General features: G+C 44.2%; 11 protein-coding genes. 4 read left to right on the forward strand and 7 right to left on the reverse strand.

The window, feature by feature from the left end; genetic code table 11:
- Positions 1-26: 26 nt before the first annotated feature.
- On the reverse strand, positions 27-2,693 hold the full coding sequence (locus H6G83_RS05200; RefSeq protein ID WP_190467979.1) for a DUF3536 domain-containing protein: 2,667 nt from the start codon (positions 2,691-2,693) through the stop codon (positions 27-29).
- Between the two features lie 700 nt (positions 2,694-3,393).
- Between H6G83_RS05200 and cax the strand changes: the two genes are divergently transcribed.
- Positions 3,394-4,482, forward strand: a complete 1,089-nt coding sequence (gene cax / locus H6G83_RS05205) for a calcium/proton exchanger (RefSeq protein ID WP_190467981.1) — start codon at positions 3,394-3,396, stop codon at positions 4,480-4,482.
- Positions 4,483-4,689: 207 nt separating this feature from the next.
- Here cax and H6G83_RS05210 read toward each other — a convergent pair whose 3' ends face one another.
- From H6G83_RS05210 to H6G83_RS05235, 6 genes are all read right to left on the reverse strand, one after another.
- On the reverse strand, positions 4,690-5,661 hold the full coding sequence (locus tag H6G83_RS05210; RefSeq protein WP_190467983.1) for a S1C family serine protease: 972 nt from the start codon (positions 5,659-5,661) through the stop codon (positions 4,690-4,692).
- A 402-nt stretch (positions 5,662-6,063) separates the two neighbouring features.
- Complete coding sequence (locus H6G83_RS05215; RefSeq protein WP_190467986.1) at positions 6,064-10,230, reverse strand: TIR domain-containing protein; 4,167 nt, start codon at positions 10,228-10,230, stop codon at positions 6,064-6,066.
- 311 nt (positions 10,231-10,541) lie between these two features.
- Positions 10,542-11,690 carry a patatin-like phospholipase family protein gene (locus H6G83_RS05220; protein WP_190467989.1) on the reverse strand — a complete coding sequence of 383 codons (1,149 nt, stop codon included), beginning with the start codon at positions 11,688-11,690 and terminating at the stop codon, positions 10,542-10,544.
- A gap of 39 nt (positions 11,691-11,729) precedes the next feature.
- Positions 11,730-12,122 carry a hypothetical protein gene (locus H6G83_RS05225; protein ID WP_190468002.1) on the reverse strand — a complete coding sequence of 131 codons (393 nt, stop codon included), beginning with the start codon at positions 12,120-12,122 and terminating at the stop codon, positions 11,730-11,732.
- Positions 12,123-12,234: 112 nt separating this feature from the next.
- Entirely contained in the window at positions 12,235-12,849 is a 615-nt protein-coding gene (locus tag H6G83_RS05230; protein ID WP_190468006.1) for a nucleotidyltransferase family protein, read from the reverse strand.
- Positions 12,828-13,988 carry an XdhC family protein gene (locus H6G83_RS05235; protein WP_190468008.1) on the reverse strand — a complete coding sequence of 387 codons (1,161 nt, stop codon included), beginning with the start codon at positions 13,986-13,988 and terminating at the stop codon, positions 12,828-12,830. The genes H6G83_RS05230 and H6G83_RS05235 overlap by 22 nt, the downstream gene beginning before the upstream one ends.
- A 422-nt stretch (positions 13,989-14,410) precedes the next feature.
- Between H6G83_RS05235 and H6G83_RS05240 the strand changes: the two genes are divergently transcribed.
- Genes H6G83_RS05240 through H6G83_RS05250 form a run of 3 tightly spaced genes read left to right on the forward strand, consistent with a single transcriptional unit; the run spans position 14,411 to position 18,227 of the window.
- Positions 14,411-15,127, forward strand: coding sequence for a 2Fe-2S iron-sulfur cluster-binding protein (locus H6G83_RS05240; protein ID WP_190468010.1), 717 nt, complete (start codon positions 14,411-14,413; stop codon positions 15,125-15,127).
- On the forward strand, positions 15,124-16,119 hold the full coding sequence (locus H6G83_RS05245) for an FAD binding domain-containing protein (protein WP_190468013.1): 996 nt from the start codon (positions 15,124-15,126) through the stop codon (positions 16,117-16,119). The genes H6G83_RS05240 and H6G83_RS05245 overlap by 4 nt, the downstream gene beginning before the upstream one ends.
- Positions 16,116-18,227, forward strand: a complete 2,112-nt coding sequence (locus tag H6G83_RS05250; protein ID WP_190468016.1) for a xanthine dehydrogenase family protein molybdopterin-binding subunit — start codon at positions 16,116-16,118, stop codon at positions 18,225-18,227. The genes H6G83_RS05245 and H6G83_RS05250 overlap by 4 nt, the downstream gene beginning before the upstream one ends.
- Positions 18,228-18,336: the final 109 nt, after the last annotated feature.

Genomic DNA, 18,336 nt, shown 5'->3' on the forward strand with positions numbered 1-18,336 from the left:
TGTATTCAGCACCCATCCCCTAATACCTACTTCAACTGACTCAAAATCGCACTGACATCAACTGCTAATTTCTGCCCTAATTTGAGCAATTGTACACATTGACTAGCATCTTCTTGATTAGCAATGGTAGTCAAGCACAGAGGTACTATTTGTGTTTGTAAACAACTAAAGTACAGTTCTTGAGATTGGTGTAGAGAAATACCAATATTTAACTGATAACTAACATTAATTAGCCGTTCTAAACATTGTATATCTGTGCTAAAACTGCCGTTGGCATCGTGGAGTAATCTCCAAAGTAAGCGGAGAATTAACTGTTCTAGTATCTGCTTGCCTTCAGGAATATTTAATCGACAACGCAGATGTTTAGCTTCAGTGGCGATCGCTTCTAATTCTACTATGTGATTCCAACAGGTTTGAGGTTCTGTAATATCTTGCTCTAGCGATCGCAATGTTGTCATACAACGATACCCCAAAGCAATTTCCGCCGCCACTTGCAATTCTTGGGGCGCGGCGAGTTCATCACGGTGAAACGCCATTAACACACCATAATTATCGCGGTATGCCTGAGTATATAGTTGGTCTAGTCTTGTCAGAGTTTCTTGACTTAATAACCGCATGATCCGATGACGTTCTTCCGCGAACATATTTTGCAAATTGAAAGCTTCAGTCCCAAACACTTGAGTCATCGCCAAAATAGTTTGGGCGGCGCTAGCTTGTTGCAGTGAGGTAAACAGCTTCTCTTTCAATTGACTGTAGTCACGTCGTCCGGTAAATAGTTGAATGCAGCAGTGAAAATCCCAACCGCCTAGATGCAGGACAGCAAATACTAAATTTTCGCTTTCCCAGGTAATATCCGACACCAGTTGTAAATTACCTACCGCTAAGGTTAAAGCCCCCATGCGTTGCATTTGGTAATCTATCTCATTGACAGTGTAACAATATACCCGTTTTTGATGGGGATGAGAAAGTTTTTTCTGTTCTAGAAGGGTTGTGTGCCTTGTTTCTACCTGTTTGTGATGATTAAACAGGGAGGTAATAGCATAATGGGCGGCTACTTGTTTAAAACTAATCTGAGCAGTTTGTACCAGTTGGCGATAAACTTCGCCACCATGTTTAAACAAGTCTACATTACTGGGGGCTGAACCTAGACGTTTGAGAAAGCCTTTTTCTAGCTGCACACCCGCGACATCTCCCGCCAGTTCCAAAGCACGGGCGGCGTAGCGTAAAATTTGCGTCCCTTCGGGGCGAGATAGTTCTTCAAAAAACCAACCGCAACTGGTGTACATAAATAAAGCGTGACGCTGCATTTCTAACAAACGCAAAGCATCTACTTGTTCGGCGGCTGTGAGTTTGTGGGTTTGATGGCGCTCAAGGAAACGGCTAATATTATCAGGGGAGCGATCGCGCATTACTTGAATATACTCGTCCCTTGCTTGCCAGGGATCACGGAATAACTGATTTCCATATTCCTCGAACACCTCAACTAACTGATCCCGCAGCCAGTTTAAAGCATTCCGCAAAGGTCGCCGCCATTTTTGATGCCAAACACCACCTTCGCCACCACAACCACAGTCATCTTGCCATCTATCTACACCGTGGGCGCAACTCCAAGCTGTCACAGGTTTTAATTCTACTTCCCAAGTGGGAGGATTCAAGCTGAGATAATGGGCAAAGTTTGTTACCGTCCAACCTTGGTGAGGAAACTCTTGAGTAAAAGCATAGGCGAGAGTTTTTTCTGTGCCTTTTTTGTGGTGTCCAAAGGTTTCCCCATCGGTAGCTACAGATATCAGTTGTGCGGGACGATGATCCCCGCGCACAGCTGCACCAATGCGTCCGGCAAAATGATGAGAATTATAAACCACATCACTAAAACCCATATCCCGTGAAATGGGGCCGTCATAAAAGAAGATATCAATATATGGACAGGGAATATCACTATTCCCCATACCTCGACGCAGATAGCAACGATAGGGACGAGTGGGATCAATCTGACTCCCACCAACCTCAAGCCATTCTGGTCGGGGATCATTTGCTGTGGGGAAAGGACGACATCTCTGCGCTTGGGATGGCGCTAAGATAATGAAGCGAATACCTTCTGCAACTAACGCTTCTAAAGTTGCATAGTCCACAGCAGTTTCTGCCAACCACATCCCCTGGGGATCACGGCCAAAGCGGCTTTTGAAGTCTTCTTTACCCCAGTGAATTTGCGTGCGTTTATCCCTTTCATTTGCCAAGGGCATGATGATATGGTTATATACTTGCGCGATCGCATTCCCATGACCTTGCAGACGTTGACAGCTTTTTGCGTCCGCCTCCAAAATCCGTTGATAAACCTCCACATCGTAGCGCTCTAGCCAGGACATCAGCGTTGGGCCGATGTTAAAGCTCATATATTCGTAATTATTGACGATCCCCACCACTTCGCCCTGGTCATTTAGTACTCTGGCGAAAGCATTGGGACGGTAACATTCCCAATGAATGCGCTCATTCCAATCATGAAAAGGTGTGGCGCTCTTTTGGCGTTCAATTGCGTCTAGATAAGGGTTTTCTCTTGGTGGCTGGTAAAAGTGACCATGCACCGTCACATACACACCAGTAGCTTGATTATTGGGATCGCTGTGGTGAGTATCTTGGGTAGTTATAGATGATGTAGATATTGAACCAGAGCTGACTGGTTGTTGTGCGGGTGTCATGTATATTTATTCCAACTCAAAAAACTTATACGTATCCCGGAAATACTCGATTCAAACCCTACTACAATAGTTTGTGGGCAAAATCCGGTATAGAGGAGAACTATAGATATAGCATACAGCTCAAACTTTGAGAAAACTGTCTCACTATGGTAATAAATCTGCGTTATCAGTTGTCAGTTGTCAGTTGTCAGTTAACAGTTGACAGTTAACAGTTGTCAGTTAACAACTAAAAGCGAGATAACTTACGTTTTATCAGTCCCTTATAGGCCAGGAAATTATTTGCCATAGAACCACGCCTCAGCTAAGGGTTTTTTGCTTGACGTTGCCAAAGTGCAGGATGATTGTCTTGGCTTGATGGAATAGGCATCTTGCTTGTTGTATTTCCCCAACAGGTAGGATGCCACGCCCTAAGAATTATCCCTTAATTCGGCAATGCCAAAAACTTAATTGTCTTTTAATATATTAAACCTATTTTTGGGTGTAAGATTGCACAACAATATTATAGTTTCGTAACAAAAAATTGCCAAAGCTTAATAGATAGCAACCATAGTTTACAAATATCATCCCCAAGCACGAACAGTATAATTCCGGGGAAAGTTTGTACACAGTTGAGAGTATCCTAAAGTTCTGAATATCTACTATGTGTATATTCTGAATTGATCAAGTAAAACTGTAAGCGATCGCTCAAATAAAATCACAAATGTCAGGCAAAAATATTGTTTTTCTCATCCTATTGCTATTTATCCCCGTTTCCATTGCCGCACACTATTTAGAATGGGGAGATTTGACTGTTTTCATCACCGCAGGCTTGGCAATTCTGCCCTTAGCGGCTTGGATGGGTACAGCCACAGAAGAAATTGCTGTAGTCGTCGGCCCGACCTTGGGAGGGTTGTTAAATGCAACCTTTGGTAACGCCACAGAATTAATTATCGCCTTAGTCGCCCTCAACGCTGGACTAGTGAATGTTGTCAAAGCCAGTATCACCGGCTCGATTATTGGTAACTTATTGCTGGTGATGGGTCTAGCCATGCTGTTGGGTGGACTACGCCATAAAGAACAGACCTTTCAGCCCATTGTGGCTAGAGTCAACGCTTCGGCCATGAATTTAGCAGTCATAGCCATTTTATTACCCACAGCGATGAACTACACCGCCCAAGGCATCGGGGAATCAACCCTACAATACCTATCTCTAGCAGTGGCGATCATCTTAATTTTAGTTTATGCCCTCACACTGCTATTTTCCATGAAAACCCATGCCTACTTATATGATGTAGGCATAGCAGAAACAGAAGAAAATGAGTCTCATGAAAAACCAAATGTAATGTTCTGGTCTATTGTGTTGTTAGTTTCTACTCTGTTGGTAGCGGTAGAGTCAGAATTATTAGTCGATGCGCTGGAAGTCGCCACCTCACAGCTAGGTTTAACAGCACTATTTACCGGGGTGATACTAGTTCCCATCATCGGTAACGCCGCCGAACACGCCACAGCCGTCACCGTCGCCATGAAAGATAAAATGGATCTCTCCGTTTCCGTAGCCGTGGGTTCGAGTCTGCAAATTGCCCTATTTGTCGCCCCAGTGCTAGTCATTGCAGGCTGGATACTTGGTCAGCCAATGGACTTAGACTTCCAGCCCTTTGAATTAGTGGCGGTAGTAGTATCAGTGCTAATTGCCAATAGTATTAGTTCTGATGGTAAATCCAATTGGTTAGAAGGAACATTACTCTTAGCCGCCTACGCAGTGCTAGGATGTGCCTTTTACTTTCACCCAGTTGTTGGGGGAATGGGATAGGGGACTGGGGAAAGGGGAAAGGGGAAGCTTTCAAGGGCAGGTTTTTTACACTTCGACCCAAAAACACTGATTTTAGGGTGTAAGGGTATAAGGGTGTAGGGGTGTAGGGGTAGATGAAAGTCTGATAATTTCCTGAATCTTATAGTCCTCACTGATTACTTTATGAAAAACCTGCCCTTAAGAGCACTCCCCCACTCCCCCACTCCCTTATCTCCTGTGCCTTCTACCACCTCCCTCATGCCTTCTGCCTCTAGCCTCCTGCCTCCTGCCTTCTTCCACCACCTGGCTTTCACCAACAACAACATCTAACTCCTGCAACGCCCCACCCCGGATAACTTGTAAGGTGACTGGTTTGTTGATGCGATCGCTATTATTAAGTAATGCCAGTACATCACCCGTATCAGTCACCGCCACACCGTCAAATTTCACCAACACATCCCCTAGTAGCAAACCAGCCTGATCAGCCGGGCTAGCCGCTTCAATATTGACAATAATTACCCCAGTATTTGCAGTTAAATTCAAGTCAGATTTGAGATTCTCAGGTAAACGCACAGGCTGCATTCCCACCCCCAAGTAGCCACGGGAAATTCTCCCTTTCGCCAGCAATTGGTCAATCACACGATTTACTGTAGCTGCGGGAATAGTCAAAGCCGTCCCCCGCCGTCCTGAAGTGTTCATCCCCACCACATAACCAGCCGCATCTACCAGCGCCCCACCAGCAAAACCAGGGTAAAGTGTCATATCTGGACGGATGAATTGGTCGATATTACCACCGCTCATACTCCGCCAAGCCCCACTCACCACACTCACAGCCCCCAGCGCCGCCCGGATATCGCCTTCGCCACTCCTAGCCACACCCAAGACTAAATGACCAACTTTCAGCGTAGCTGCATCGCCAATCTTGGCTACGGGAATTTGGGCATCTTGTAACTGGAAGACAGCTATATCTGTACTAGCATCATGACCAAGGAAAGTAACAGGTAAGCTTTGCCCTGGGGATACAGTGATAGAAATTTCCTCGTAACGCCCAAGCGACTCGTCAGAGGTAACAATAATGCCATTTCGCCAATGAATCCCACTAGGGGAAACCCTTGTACCAGCATTTATCGCCACCACAGCACCACCAGCCTGTTCTACTGTGTCGGCTAAACTATTAGACAACGCTAACAATGAAGACATAAATTTTCTCCACCAATTTTCTTTGATGTTCATATCTTGCCGTTTTCACAGCAGAGCTAGCATCAGAAAAATGGGGAGAATGTCACCTAGACAAATGGCTAGTTATATCAAGTTCGCTTAAATACTTATCATATCTTGGGGGCTGGTAATCGGTAATCGGTAATCGGTAATCGGTAATGGCTCAAAACAATTACCTATTAGCTATTACCTATTACCCACCAAAACAACCATCTTATAAGTAATTAGCCGAGCTTGATATTATAGATGCAATTTATTGGTTGTTGTAGAGACGTTGCCTGCAACGTCTCTACAGGATTTATCTGTTGTAATTTGTCATAGAAGTGCGATAAGAATAATTTACTGTTTGTCAATCAGTCAAAATACTCAAAATCTCCATATGTGCTACTTAGACGTGTTTTTGTCTTGGGGCTTACAGAGGTCTTTTTCCTTTTCTGGGGCGTTATACTCCAAATAATCCCCCAATTGATTGCAAGCATCCTGCATGAGCTTTTCTAGCTGTAAATCTGCTAAATTCCACAGAATCACTTTTGTGTCATAACTAGCAGATGCCAAAGTACTGCCGTCAGGACTGAACCCAACGCTACTCACCCAGTTATTATGTGCAAACAAGGTTTGGAGTTGCTGCCCATCTTTGTTCCAGAGTTGGATGGTATTGTCTTTACTAGCAGAAGCAATAATATTTCCGTCAGGGCTAAAAGAGATGCTGAAAACCTCACTTTTATGTCCATTGAGGGTTTTGGGTTTTTGGAAGTTGTCCTCTTTACTCCATAGCTTAACAGTATTATCATTACTACCAGAAGCAAGCATTTTACCGTCTGCGCTGAAACTAACGCTAGCAACATCACCACTATGTCCCGTAAGGTTATTGAGTAGTTGACCATCCTTGTTCCAGAGTTTGACAGTCTGATCTTGACTACCAGAGGCCAGGATATTGCCATCGGCACTCCAAGCTACACTCCACACTGTACCTTTATGTCCCTCAAGGGTCTTGGGTGGTTTACCATCCTTGTACCAGAGTTTGACAGTCTGATCTTGACCACCAGAAGCCAGGATATTGCCATCAGGACTCCAAGCTACACTCCACACTGTACCTTTATGTCCCTCAAGGGTCTTGGGTGGTTTACCATCTTTGTACCAGAGTTGGATGGTACTGTCTCTACTGGCAGAAGCAATGGTATTGCCATCAGGACTAAAACTGATGCTAGAGACTGCATTATTATGCTTGAGGATAACAGTACATTTCCTCGATTGATCACAGAGTTTGACAGTGTTATCTTGACCACCAAAGGCGATCGTTTTTCCATCGGGACTCCAAGCCATACTCCACACCGCTTCATTCCCTGGAATAATTTGCAGTTTCTTACCTGCTTTTCTCCACAGTCTAACGGTATTGTCCTCACTGGTAGTGGCAATAGTCTCACCGTCATGGCTAAAGTTGACACTCCTAATTGAAGCCTGATGACCACTAAGGGTGTTAATAAGCTGACCATTCTTATTCCACAGTTTAACAGTACTGTCATCACTGCCAGAGGCAATCATATTGCCGTCGGGACTCCAAACTACGCTCCTGACTCTAGAATTATGACCTATCAGGGTTTGGGGAGACTTACTCTCCTTGCTCCACAGTTTAACAGTACTGTCCTCATGACCCGAAACAATCATATTCCCATCAGGACTAAAACTGACACTGTTAACAGGAGAGTGACTTTTTTGGCAACAGTTCAATGATTGAAAAATATTAGATTGTTTACCATCAAGCGTCCAGAGAATAATTTTCCCATCCCTGCTAGCCGTGGCTATTGTCTGACTGTCGGGGCTGAAGCTGACACTCGTAACTGCGTTTGTATGACCTTTGAGTGTTCGGATGGGCTGCCCTTGTTTGTTCCACAGTTTCACAGTGCTATCATCACTGGCAGAGGCAATTATATTGCCATCGGGACTCCAAACTACGCTCCTGACTACAGCATTATGACCTGGGAGGGTTTTGAGAAACTTTCCTTCCTTGTTCCACAGTTTAACGTTATTGTCCCCGTCACCAGAGGCAATAGTATTCCCATCAGGACTAAAACTGACGCTGTAGACATTGCTATTTTCGCCCAAATTTATAGTAAGGATGTTCTTACCATGAAGACTCCAAAGTTTGATCTTCCCATCTCCACTTGCTGTAGCAATCATCTGATTATCAGGGCTAAAACTAACACTAAAAACTGTACCATTATGTTTTGTTAAGCGATTTTGCTCTCTGAAGGCATTTCCGTAAACTGCCGCCTGCAACGCTGTTAAAATTAGGCTTTGAGTTTCGGAGGAGATTGTATTTTTTCCAAAATATTGTAGTTTGCTCCCTGCTTTAATAGCTTCAAGCATGGCATCAAACTTGAACTTTTGATTCGACAGTGACAAGGAAAATTTACTTACAGAATTAAGTTGCTCTTTTTGAGCATTTTCTGCCTCTGTCTTTGCTCTTTGATCTGACAACCAAAAGGCAACAGCAGCTACCAATGCCATACTAATACTAACAAGAAAGAACTTTTGCCGTTTAGCACTTTTTTTCTGTTCTGCTAGTCTTGCTTCAGCTTCCTGCGCTCTCTCTGACTGCAAACGCAGCATTTCGGCTTGTCGCTTTTGTTCTTCTTCCTTTGCTGCTGCGATCGCCTTTTTACTTACCTCGATAAACTCCTTGTGCAAGGAAGTCGCGGCTGGCTTTTTGTTTTGTTGTTCAGTTTTCTCCAACCAACTTTGAGCAATTAAAAATTCACTACCTCGTAACAATAAGTCATCATTTCTATTATTTTGCTCCCACTCCAACGCCCTCTGCAACCATTTGCTATGACTGTGGACGTGTTCTCTGTCAGTATCCAGGGTTCTAATTAATTGATTAAAGTTAGCATTAAAATCTCTGTCATTCTGATTAAAATCAATCCACTGCACCTTAGCTAAATCTGGATGTAAAACTGCTGTATCTACCTGCTGATGCAACAAAGTGACAAAGCGTTTATTTAAGGAACTAGCATAAGCTACTTCATCTTTACAGTAAGGCGAATTAACCGATCGCGGTGAGATAATAAACAAAAAATTATCACAGGTTTTAATCCCCCGACAAATCTCTTCTTGAAAATCACTCCCCGATGCAATACTTTCCTGGTCAAACCATGTCGTTTTCCCTTGTGTCTGTAAAGCATCATTCAGCTTTCTCGCCAAGTCTGCGTCAGCACGGGAATAGGAAATAAATACATCCAGCGATTCTAATGGCGGTTGCTGTAAACTTTCATTAATATATTCTTCTTGTAAAGCTGTGGGTGGATGCTCTGTTCTTTTCTGCGCTACCTTTAACCAAGTTTCCGCACTCCGCAAGTTATACCCCCGCAACAAAATGCTAGGATTATTTTGCTGTCGCTGCCAGTTCAAGGCTTTAGTTAAGAGAATTTTATGCTCGTTGTAATAAGCTGCATCCTCATGCAAAATCCTTAAAAGTTGACTTTGGTCGAGGTGGTAATCTTCTTCTTTTACGTTGTCTGTGAGGTCTATATATTGCAAATCTCGCAGTGCTGGCGGAACCTGCGCTGGCCCAGTTTCTCGCACTAGTAAGGGGATAATTCGCTTGTTCAACGACAAAGCATAGTCTAATTCTTGCTGACAGTAAGTAGAGTTGACTGCATCAGGGGAAAGCAGATAAACTACATTATCCGCTTGTTCAATCCCACGGTTAATCGCTTCCTTAAATTCTTCCCCGGTTTTAATATCTGTCGTATTCGTCCAAACCGTAATGTTCTCTCGCCGCAAACTATTGCGAATTTTCTCCATTATCTCTCTATCCTTATCCGAATAGGATAAGAACACCTGAGTCATCAAGTTATTTGCATTCTTAATACTTTCAGTGATGTATTCGCAATGTAAATCGGTGGGAATACAAGGCGGTTGTTCATCTTTAAAACGTCTTTGCAGCCAAGTTTGAGACTGCTGTATTTCTTCCCCAACTAACAGGTAGCTTGTTTGCTTTTGATTTCTCTCCCACTCCAACGCTTTGGCTAAAAATTTTGTATGCGGCTGGACATAATCAGCGTGAGATTCGAGTAATTTAATTAAATCTGCTAAGGATTTTTCAAAATCATTTTTATCTTCTTCAAAATACACCCAGTTTAAAGCGCGAATTTTCGGGTGCATATTCTGGTAGCTTTCATGCAACCCTTTGGCTTTATAAGCTTGCCAATCATCTTCTGTGCCATTCGGGTTTCTTTGCTGCCAAGTTTCCCGACTAATTTGCATCACGTGTAGCACTGGGATAATGCGCTTATTGCGCTTAATGGCTAACTCAATTTCTTTACGACAGTATTCTGAATTTACCGAATGTGGCGCAATGATAAACACAAAGTGATTTGCTTTTTCAATTCCATCATCAATTTGATTCTGGAAATCTACACCAAGGGGAATATCATTAAAGTCAAACCAAACTTTTAATCCATGTTCATCTAAGCGAGATTGAAGTTTTGTGGCTAAGGCTTTACTATCAGCTCGTCCGTAAGATATGAAAGCATCGAAAAATTCAGTCATTAGTTGCTAGCCCTGGTTAATTAGTTAGGACTTACGCAACTGCCACATACAGTAGGATGTATTCTCCAGAAAATGAATTTGCAGTTACGTAAGTTTTGTGAGTGCAGAAATATTACAAGCTCGGTTAAGCACTGATTAGTAAATAAATCCCCGTCTGATTAAACTGAATCACCGCCGAGGTCTTACACACAAAAATTGGGCTGACTGATGAAAACGAGTATTCGACTACGCCAACAAATTCACAAGGGAACGATGTAAAGGCTACGCCCATGCACAAGCAGGAACTTGGGGATTTATTTTTATGGAACTCCTTAACTTACTGTGGCCACAGGAGTTGGTGAGTCTAGGAAATTACTAAAATGCTCTGGTTGTACTGTTTTGGCGATCGCTTGTCCTATCCGTTTTAAATCTTTTGTATGTTCCACTGAATCCATTTTTTGGACATTTTCTACTTTGATATCATCCAAGCCTAACTTATTCAATCCTTTACGAGTCAATTCCACGTCATAGCGCAAGTAGGTGAACAGCTTTGATTCTAGAGGCCCTTTTGTTTGTAGTAGATCGCCTACTTCCGTGTCAATGATATCGCCTAACAAACACTTGCCGAAAATACGACACAGAAAATCCTGTTGGTACTGACTAGCAAGCATCAGTGCAAGCGGAAGATTTTGAGCGTTATACAATGTCCACATCTCCTTGGCTTTTACTTCATTGATGTTAGGAGTTATGCCAGTACCGACAGACACTAAAAGCATATTGTCCTCACCTGCGGGCCACATCAATTGGTAGGGTTCAAGAGTGGCCATGAGGAAGAGTTGGAAGGCTGGGTTATTGTAGGGGGTCACACCGCCATCGACGAAGACAAACTCTTTCTTACCTATTTTAATTGTCTCTGGGGGAAAGAATGTTGGCGCGGCAGTACTGGCTCGAACAAGCTGCCACAGGGGAAGGTCTAAGTTAGAGTCTTTCCCTTGGTTGAATTTAGCTTTAGGGTTATTGGAGAGGGGCCAGGGCGAGTCTGTGTTCGCATTACGCATGACAAGCATCAAGAGAGTTTTCAGCTCTTGGCTACCGAATCTTGTGTTTTCTCCAAATACTTCCTTGAGTTGTGTTGCAAGGTTTGTATCATTGTACCTATAAGAGAGGAAATTTAGAAAGGTGAGGATATCAAAACGAGTGTCAAACATATCCTTACCAGTCTTGTCATAGAATTCTTGAATCTCGGCTACAGACATTCCCTTGGAAAGGGCAGTGGCAATGATTGCACCTGTACTTGTACCTGCGATGTAATCAAAGTAATCTGCTAAAACAAAGTTCTCATCACGTCCCAACTGTTGGCGCAATGTCTCTTCAATTTTCGCTAACACTTGAAGAGTAATCAGCCCACGGATACCACCCCCATCAAGAGCTAGAAGTTTATAAGGCCCAGTTTTCTTGTTCGCTTTGTCAATATAAGACATATCAAACTCCTTGTGATTTTTAGATAAATTCCGATAAGTTCAGTTTTGGGCAGAAAACATTTCATTAATCAATTGAGTCAGTCCCTCAAAACTCTCTTTGAGGTCAATTGCCTGCAATAGCCCAATAGCTACTAATTCTCTAGCCAGATCATCAAATTTTTCCCCACGCAATGCGGTGGCTAATGTATCAGCTAATCGCCCACTGCCAGCCATAGCCAGTACTGGCCGTTTAGCTTTGAAGTTCTCTGATACATTCTTTTTAGCAATCTCCCCACCATTGACTAGCACTGCTACCGATGGCGCTTCACTTGCCAGTACACTAGCGATTTGAGCCAACCAAGGTGACTCATCACCCCAATCTGAGCCAGGAACTAGCACAAAGTGTGTGTGGTATGGCTCCAATGGTGTGGTTTCAGACGAGGGAACATTCAAGTTAATTTAAATACGGAATTTTTTTACTTACATCAGTATTTTTACTATTATTAAGTTATTTAAATATTTAATGAATAATTCATCACACAAAAACCTTGAGTCATTGGGGACATTATTTGCACTTAGCGATCGCATTCCCATGTTCTGGAAGTTGTTCATAATCCTCAAGGGTATCTATATCAATAACTCCTTGAGAAAATGGAATGCTGGAACATCTGGAAGAATGCTGACGAATGGTTTTTCTCGCACCGATATCACCCTGGAGGGTTGCTAGTTCTGAAAATAACGTTTTGTGAAATAGGGCGGGAACTCCCTGGATACCACCGTATTCTGAGGCGACTATAGGAGATTGTGTGGTTTGATATTCTCCAATCAGTTGATTGATCAGGTTGAGAGACACAAAAGGTTGGTCACACAACATGAGTATGATTGCTTCTATGTCAGGTGCGATCGCCCCAATCGCATTTAGTCCACACCGAATGGAACTAGCCATACCTGTTGACCAATGTTGGTTGTAAACGATGTGGATATCTAAATTTATCAGATGAGGCTCAATCATTTCCGCCCCAGCACCTAAGACGACGACGATGGGTCGGCACTGTGAATCAATTGCTACCTTGGTGATCTGTTGAATTAGTGATTTACCTTGGTAAGTTAAGAGCTGTTTGGGTTGTCCAAGGCGTTTGGATGCGCCTGCTGCGAGAATTATAATGCCAATGTTAGACATGGTTGCTCTTGGGGAGAATGGATTGAGCCTGGGCGATCGCGTAAAAAGTTACCTCTACGTCCGCCAATCACAGCTTGAATTTCTGCCACGATGGATAGGGCAATTTCTGGAGGTGTTTCCGCAGCGATATCTAGTCCTACAGGGTTATAAATTCGTTGTGCTTGTGCAGATGTGGGAATGATATTTTCTGCGGACAGATCATCCCATAATTTCTGCATCCGCCGTTTTGGGCCTAATACTCCCAGGTAACGCACTGGCGAAGGAATCAGAGTTTTGAGAAATGCTAGGTCGCTCAGATAACGATGTGTCATGACAACTGCTACAGTTTGCGGTGTCAGCAAATGTTGGTATGATTGGGGATGGTCGGATTCACACCAGAGGATTTGGTCAGCTTGGGGGAAGCGATCGCTCGTGAGATACCCTGGTCGGTCGTCAATGACGGTAATGTGCCAACCCAGATGTTTCGCCAACTGCACCACAGGAATCACGTCATACCCTGAGCCAAATACTAGCAGTGGTACTAATGGCTGAATTACTTCAATCAATACATCAACTCGACCTTTATTTAAGGTATAAGTTTGTACGCGAGTTTGTTTTTCTTGGAGTATATCACGAGTGTCTTTTTCTAGCTTTTGAGCAATGCCAGCGTTGGTAATCCCATTAATTACCTTGCCATCCCATTTCAACATCAATCGAGAGCCAATTGTCACATCTGACACTCCCTCTACTCGAAAAACAGTGGCGATCGCTCCTACTTGCCCAGACTGCAAACAATCCTCAATGAAAGACATCTGACCCGCAGGCGCTTCATTGTTGAGCGATTCAATCAAAACATCGACCACTCCATTACATCCCAAACCAAAACCAAACACAATGTCTTCACCCGATGTAGTGTCATATCTTACTACCATCGGTTCACCGCCATCAAACATGAGCGACTGCGCCCGTTCAAACACATCGCCTTCTAAACAGCCACCGCTAATGGCACTAATCATCTGTCCATCTTCCAGCAGTAGCATCCGCGCCCCTCTTCGGCGATAGACTGAGCCACTTGTTTGTACTACAGTTGCTAAAGCAGTACGCTGTCCCGACTTTTGGCTATATGTAAATGCTTGTAAAATCTGCTGTAACTCGTTCATATAGTTATTGCACAATTCCCGAAATATTTTATCGCCAGATTTTTCAATTCAGCAGCTTTTAACTAGGTCAGGACTTACACAACTGGCAGTTGGGTAGGGTGCGTCAGATGTGGAAAATCATTGAATGTGTACGAAATTATTGGGACAGTTAAAAATATTTTCTCCAGATCAAACAATATTGATTTTGTTTATCATAGTCAATATTATAATATGCACATTTATTAGAAAATAACAAGCTGCTTTAGTAATAAAATAAATATTTTTATCGGACTTTTTATGTAAGTAATAAAAATTAAAATTCTTACCAAGAAATAAAAATTTATTTAGTTAAAATCTATTGTGTAACCTAATCCGCAAGATAAAAAGGAATCAAATTTTCGCATTTCTACAATTAAAGCCCTGTTACTCCAGGGGGATAACATATGGAACATGATAGAAAAGGCAGGGGAAAAACATCGCGGCGGGGGTTTTTAGGACAAGCACTAACCGCAGCAGGTACAGCCATAGCAGCGCCTTCATTACTCAATCAGACCAGCAATGCACAAGACAGCTCTCAGATGGCTAAAGACAATATGCAAGTCACATTGAATGTAAATGGTAAACAGCAAAGTCTGACAATTGAGCCGCGTGTGACACTCCTAGATGCGTTGCGCGATCGCCTGGGATTGGTAGGCAGCAAAAAAGGATGCGATCATGGACAATGTGGAGCTTGTACAGTATTAATTGATGGTGAGCGTGTTTATTCTTGCCTAGCCTTAGCTGTGATGCAGGAAGGAAAAGAAATTGTCACCATAGAAGGGTTAGCAAAGGGCGATACTCTGCATCCAGTACAGGCGGCCTTTATCGAAAACGATGGTTTTCAATGTGGTTATTGTACACCTGGACAAATTTGTGCCTCAGTGGCCTTACTTGATGAAATCAAACGCGGCTGCGCTAGTGTTGTCACCCCAGATTTAACTCGTCCGCCACAACTGGCTGAACTCTCAGAAGCGGAAATCAAAGAACGACTGAGTGGCAATCTTTGCCGATGCAGTGCATACAACGGTATTGTTGCCGCAGTGCAGCAGGTAGCAGGACAAAACCCACCCTCGCCGCTTGCCAATTTGATATTCAGCGAACCAGAGGAGACAAGGGCATGAGAAACTTTACCTACACCCGCGCCACCTCCGTCAAAGAAGCTATACAGAAGGCTACAGCAGATGACGATGCCATATTTATCGCAGGTGGCACAAATCTGGTAGACCGCTTGAAAGTTTTTTTAGATGAGCCATCGCAACTGATCGATATTTCTCGCCTAGAGATGAAGCGCATTGAGCGGCTGTCTAACGGTGGTTTACGTATAGGAGCATTAGTCAGCAATACAGCAGTGGCAGATAATGTCGATATCCGCCGAGATTACCCCATATTAGCCCGTGCCATCCTTGCGGGCGCATCACAACAAATTCGTAATGTTGCCACTGTCGGCGGTAATTTATTACAACGTACCCGTTGCCCCTACTATTACGATACTGCCTTTGCTTGTAATAAACGACAACCAGGGCAAGGTTGCCCAGCCGCCACGGGCATCAATCGGATGCACGCCATCTTGGGAGCTAGCGACCAGTGTATAGCAGTTAACCCTTCTGATATGAATGTTGCTCTGGCTGCTTTGGATGCAGTGGTTGAAGTTGCAGGTTCCAAAGGACAAAGGCAAATTCCATTTACAGAGTTTCATCGGCTACCTGGAAACACACCGCAACGAGATACCAATTTAGAGCCAGGGGAGTTAATTACCTCTGTGATTTTACCGCCAGTACCCTTTGCCAAATCGGGAGTTTATTTGAAGTTACGCGATCGCACTTCTTATGCCTTTGCATTAGTTTCCGTAGCGGCGGCGCTGGAGTTGGCAGGTGAACGGATTGAAAATGTCCGTTTAGCGATGGGTGGCGTTGCCCACAAGCCTTGGCGACCAACAGAAGCCGAAAAATTTTTAATTGGCAAACCAGCTAACGCTAACACCTTCCAACAGGCGGCAGAAATCGCTTTGCAGCCAGCCAAACCTCAAAGCCACAACGGATACAAAGTAGAATTAGCCAAACGGGCAATTCGTCGCGCACTCACGGTTTCTGCCAAAGGAGGCGGGGTAGTATGAATAAAGTCATTGGAACTGGTGTTAACCGCAAAGATGGTCTAGCCAAGGTGACAGGCACAGCCACCTACGCCGCAGAACATCAAATTCCCGGTTTGGTTCATGGTTATCTAATTACTGCCACTATTGCCAATGGTCAAATTAAAAGTATAGATACCAGTGCCGCAGAAAAGACATCAGGGGTAATTGCCGTATTTACTCACAAAAACTCGCCCAAGATATTTAAGCCCAGCAACAACTTTGTCACCTCAAAAATCTATGAGGCGCGGTTGCCGTTGTCAGATAACAAAGTTCACTATGGCGGACAAATTATTGGCTTGGTAGTAGCAGATACCTTCGAGCAAGCCCGTGATGCCGCCCATTTGGTGAAGGTGGAATATACAGTCCAAAAACCATTGGTAGATGCTAAAAAAGCCACCTATCAAGAAGCACCACCAGCATTTGGCGAAGAATTTAAGTTTGAGCAAGGCAATATCGCAGGCTTCGCTAGTGCTTCAGCCAAAATTGAAGCTAGCTACAAGACTTCCACGGAACTGCACACGCCGATGGAACCCCACGCTATTATTGCCCATTGGCCAGATAACGACTCAGTCACAATATATGAGCCTAGTCAATGGGTAATGGGGACTGGGCGCACCTATGCAGAACTGTTTGGCCTACCCTCAGAGCGAGTAAGGGTAGTTACGCCCTTCCTTGGTGGAGCCTTTGGTTGCAAAGCTTTCCCCTGGCCTCACGGTATTTTAGCAGTAGCGGTAGCGCGGCAAATCAAACGTCCACTAAAAGTTGTCCTGAGTCGGCGGCAAATGACAGCCAACAGTGGACATCGCTCGGAAACTGAACAAATTCTGCGTTTAGGCGCAACTGCTGATGGCAAACTAATAGTGATTGACCATGAAGCGAAATCCGCTACTTCCCCTGTAGATGAGTTTACCGAACCTTGTACTGGTATCACCCCAGTTATGTATGCTGTACCAAATATGCGACTCCAGCAAGAACTGGCAGTGCTGAATGTCGGTACACCCACCTTTATGCGTGCGCCTGGGGAAAATCCCGGTATGTGGGCGTTAGAGTCGGCAATGGATGAATTAGCTTGGCAACTGAAGCTTGATCCTGTGGAATTGCGGCTCAAAAATGAAACAAAGGAACATCAACGCAAAAACTTGCCATTTTCAGCCAAGCATTTTGCTGACTGTTTGCGAGTAGGTGCTGAACAATTTGGTTGGCAAGATAGACCAAAACAAGTGCGATCGCTCACCCGTGACGGTAAACTCATAGGTTGGGGGATGGCGGCGGCTACCTTCCCTGGAATGAGAGGTAGAGCCACAGTTAAAGCCCGACTATTACCAGACGGTACAGCCCACATCCTCACCTCTGGGAATGACATGGGGACTGGTGCTTACACTGTGGTGGCTGCTACAGCCGCCGAAGTTCTCGGTTTACCAGTGGAACGGGTAAAGGTAGAACTGGGCGACTCCTTATTACCTGATGGTGGTTTAGCTGGTGGTTCCCAAATGACAGCATCCCTTGTCCCGGCTGTGATGTCAGCCTGTACCCAAGTCCTCAACAATGCTCAAGCGAAGACAGCAACAGAAGCTTTGGCTAATCTGCGTCAGTCTGGGAGAGCAGCATTTGAAGCTACAGCTTCCTCTGCACCTGGTGATGAAGCCAAGAAGTGGGCTTTTCAATCTTGGGGCGCACATTTTTGTGAAGTCAGCATAGATGAAGAAATTGGACGACTACAGGTAACACGCTGGGTATCGGTAATGGACATTGGCAAAGTCATCAATGCCAAAACAGCCGCTTCTCAGGTACGTGGTGGCGTAATTATGGGAATTGGTCAAGCTCTCATGGAAGAATGCCATTTTGATCCCAATATCGGCTACCCTGTAGTTTACGACTTAGCTACCTATCACTATCCTGCCCATGCAGACATCCCCCGCATTCAAGTAACCTTCGTCGGTGAACCCGATATTAACTTCAACCCAGGCGGGGCGCGTGGTGTAGGTGAAGTGGGAATTACAGGAGTTTCATCTGCGATCGCTAACGCTATTTATCATGCTACAGGTAAACGCATCCGTGATTTACCTATTACCCCTGACAAGTTGCTCTAAAAGGTTGTTGGAAACGTAGTTAGATCAAGTCCGGCTAATTATTCACCATATGGTTGCTTTAATTGGTCAGGACTTACGCAACTGGCAGTTGGGGTAGGGTGCGTCAGAT

The organism is Anabaena azotica FACHB-119 (assembly GCF_014697625.1).
Taxonomy (GTDB): Bacteria; Cyanobacteriota; Cyanobacteriia; order Cyanobacteriales; family Nostocaceae; genus Trichormus; species Trichormus azoticus_A.

What these genes read in the sequence shown, in the direction of transcription:
- H6G83_RS05230 (WP_190468006.1), bottom strand. Translation starts at nt 12,849, where the DNA reads ATGTCTAACATTGGCATTATAATTCTCGCAGCAGGCGCATCCAAACGC.
- H6G83_RS05210 (WP_190467983.1), bottom strand. Translation starts at nt 5,661, where the DNA reads ATGTCTTCATTGTTAGCGTTGTCTAATAGTTTAGCCGACACAGTAGAA.
- H6G83_RS05240 (WP_190468010.1), top strand. Translation starts at nt 14,411, where the DNA reads ATGGAACATGATAGAAAAGGCAGGGGAAAAACATCGCGGCGGGGGTTT.
- H6G83_RS05250 (WP_190468016.1), top strand. Translation starts at nt 16,116, where the DNA reads ATGAATAAAGTCATTGGAACTGGTGTTAACCGCAAAGATGGTCTAGCC.
- cax (WP_190467981.1), top strand. Translation starts at nt 3,394, where the DNA reads ATGTCAGGCAAAAATATTGTTTTTCTCATCCTATTGCTATTTATCCCC.
- H6G83_RS05215 (WP_190467986.1), bottom strand. Translation starts at nt 10,230, where the DNA reads ATGACTGAATTTTTCGATGCTTTCATATCTTACGGACGAGCTGATAGT.
- H6G83_RS05220 (WP_190467989.1), bottom strand. Translation starts at nt 11,690, where the DNA reads ATGTCTTATATTGACAAAGCGAACAAGAAAACTGGGCCTTATAAACTT.
- H6G83_RS05200 (WP_190467979.1), bottom strand. Translation starts at nt 2,693, where the DNA reads ATGACACCCGCACAACAACCAGTCAGCTCTGGTTCAATATCTACATCA.
- H6G83_RS05245 (WP_190468013.1), top strand. Translation starts at nt 15,124, where the DNA reads ATGAGAAACTTTACCTACACCCGCGCCACCTCCGTCAAAGAAGCTATA.
- H6G83_RS05235 (WP_190468008.1), bottom strand. Translation starts at nt 13,988, where the DNA reads ATGAACGAGTTACAGCAGATTTTACAAGCATTTACATATAGCCAAAAG.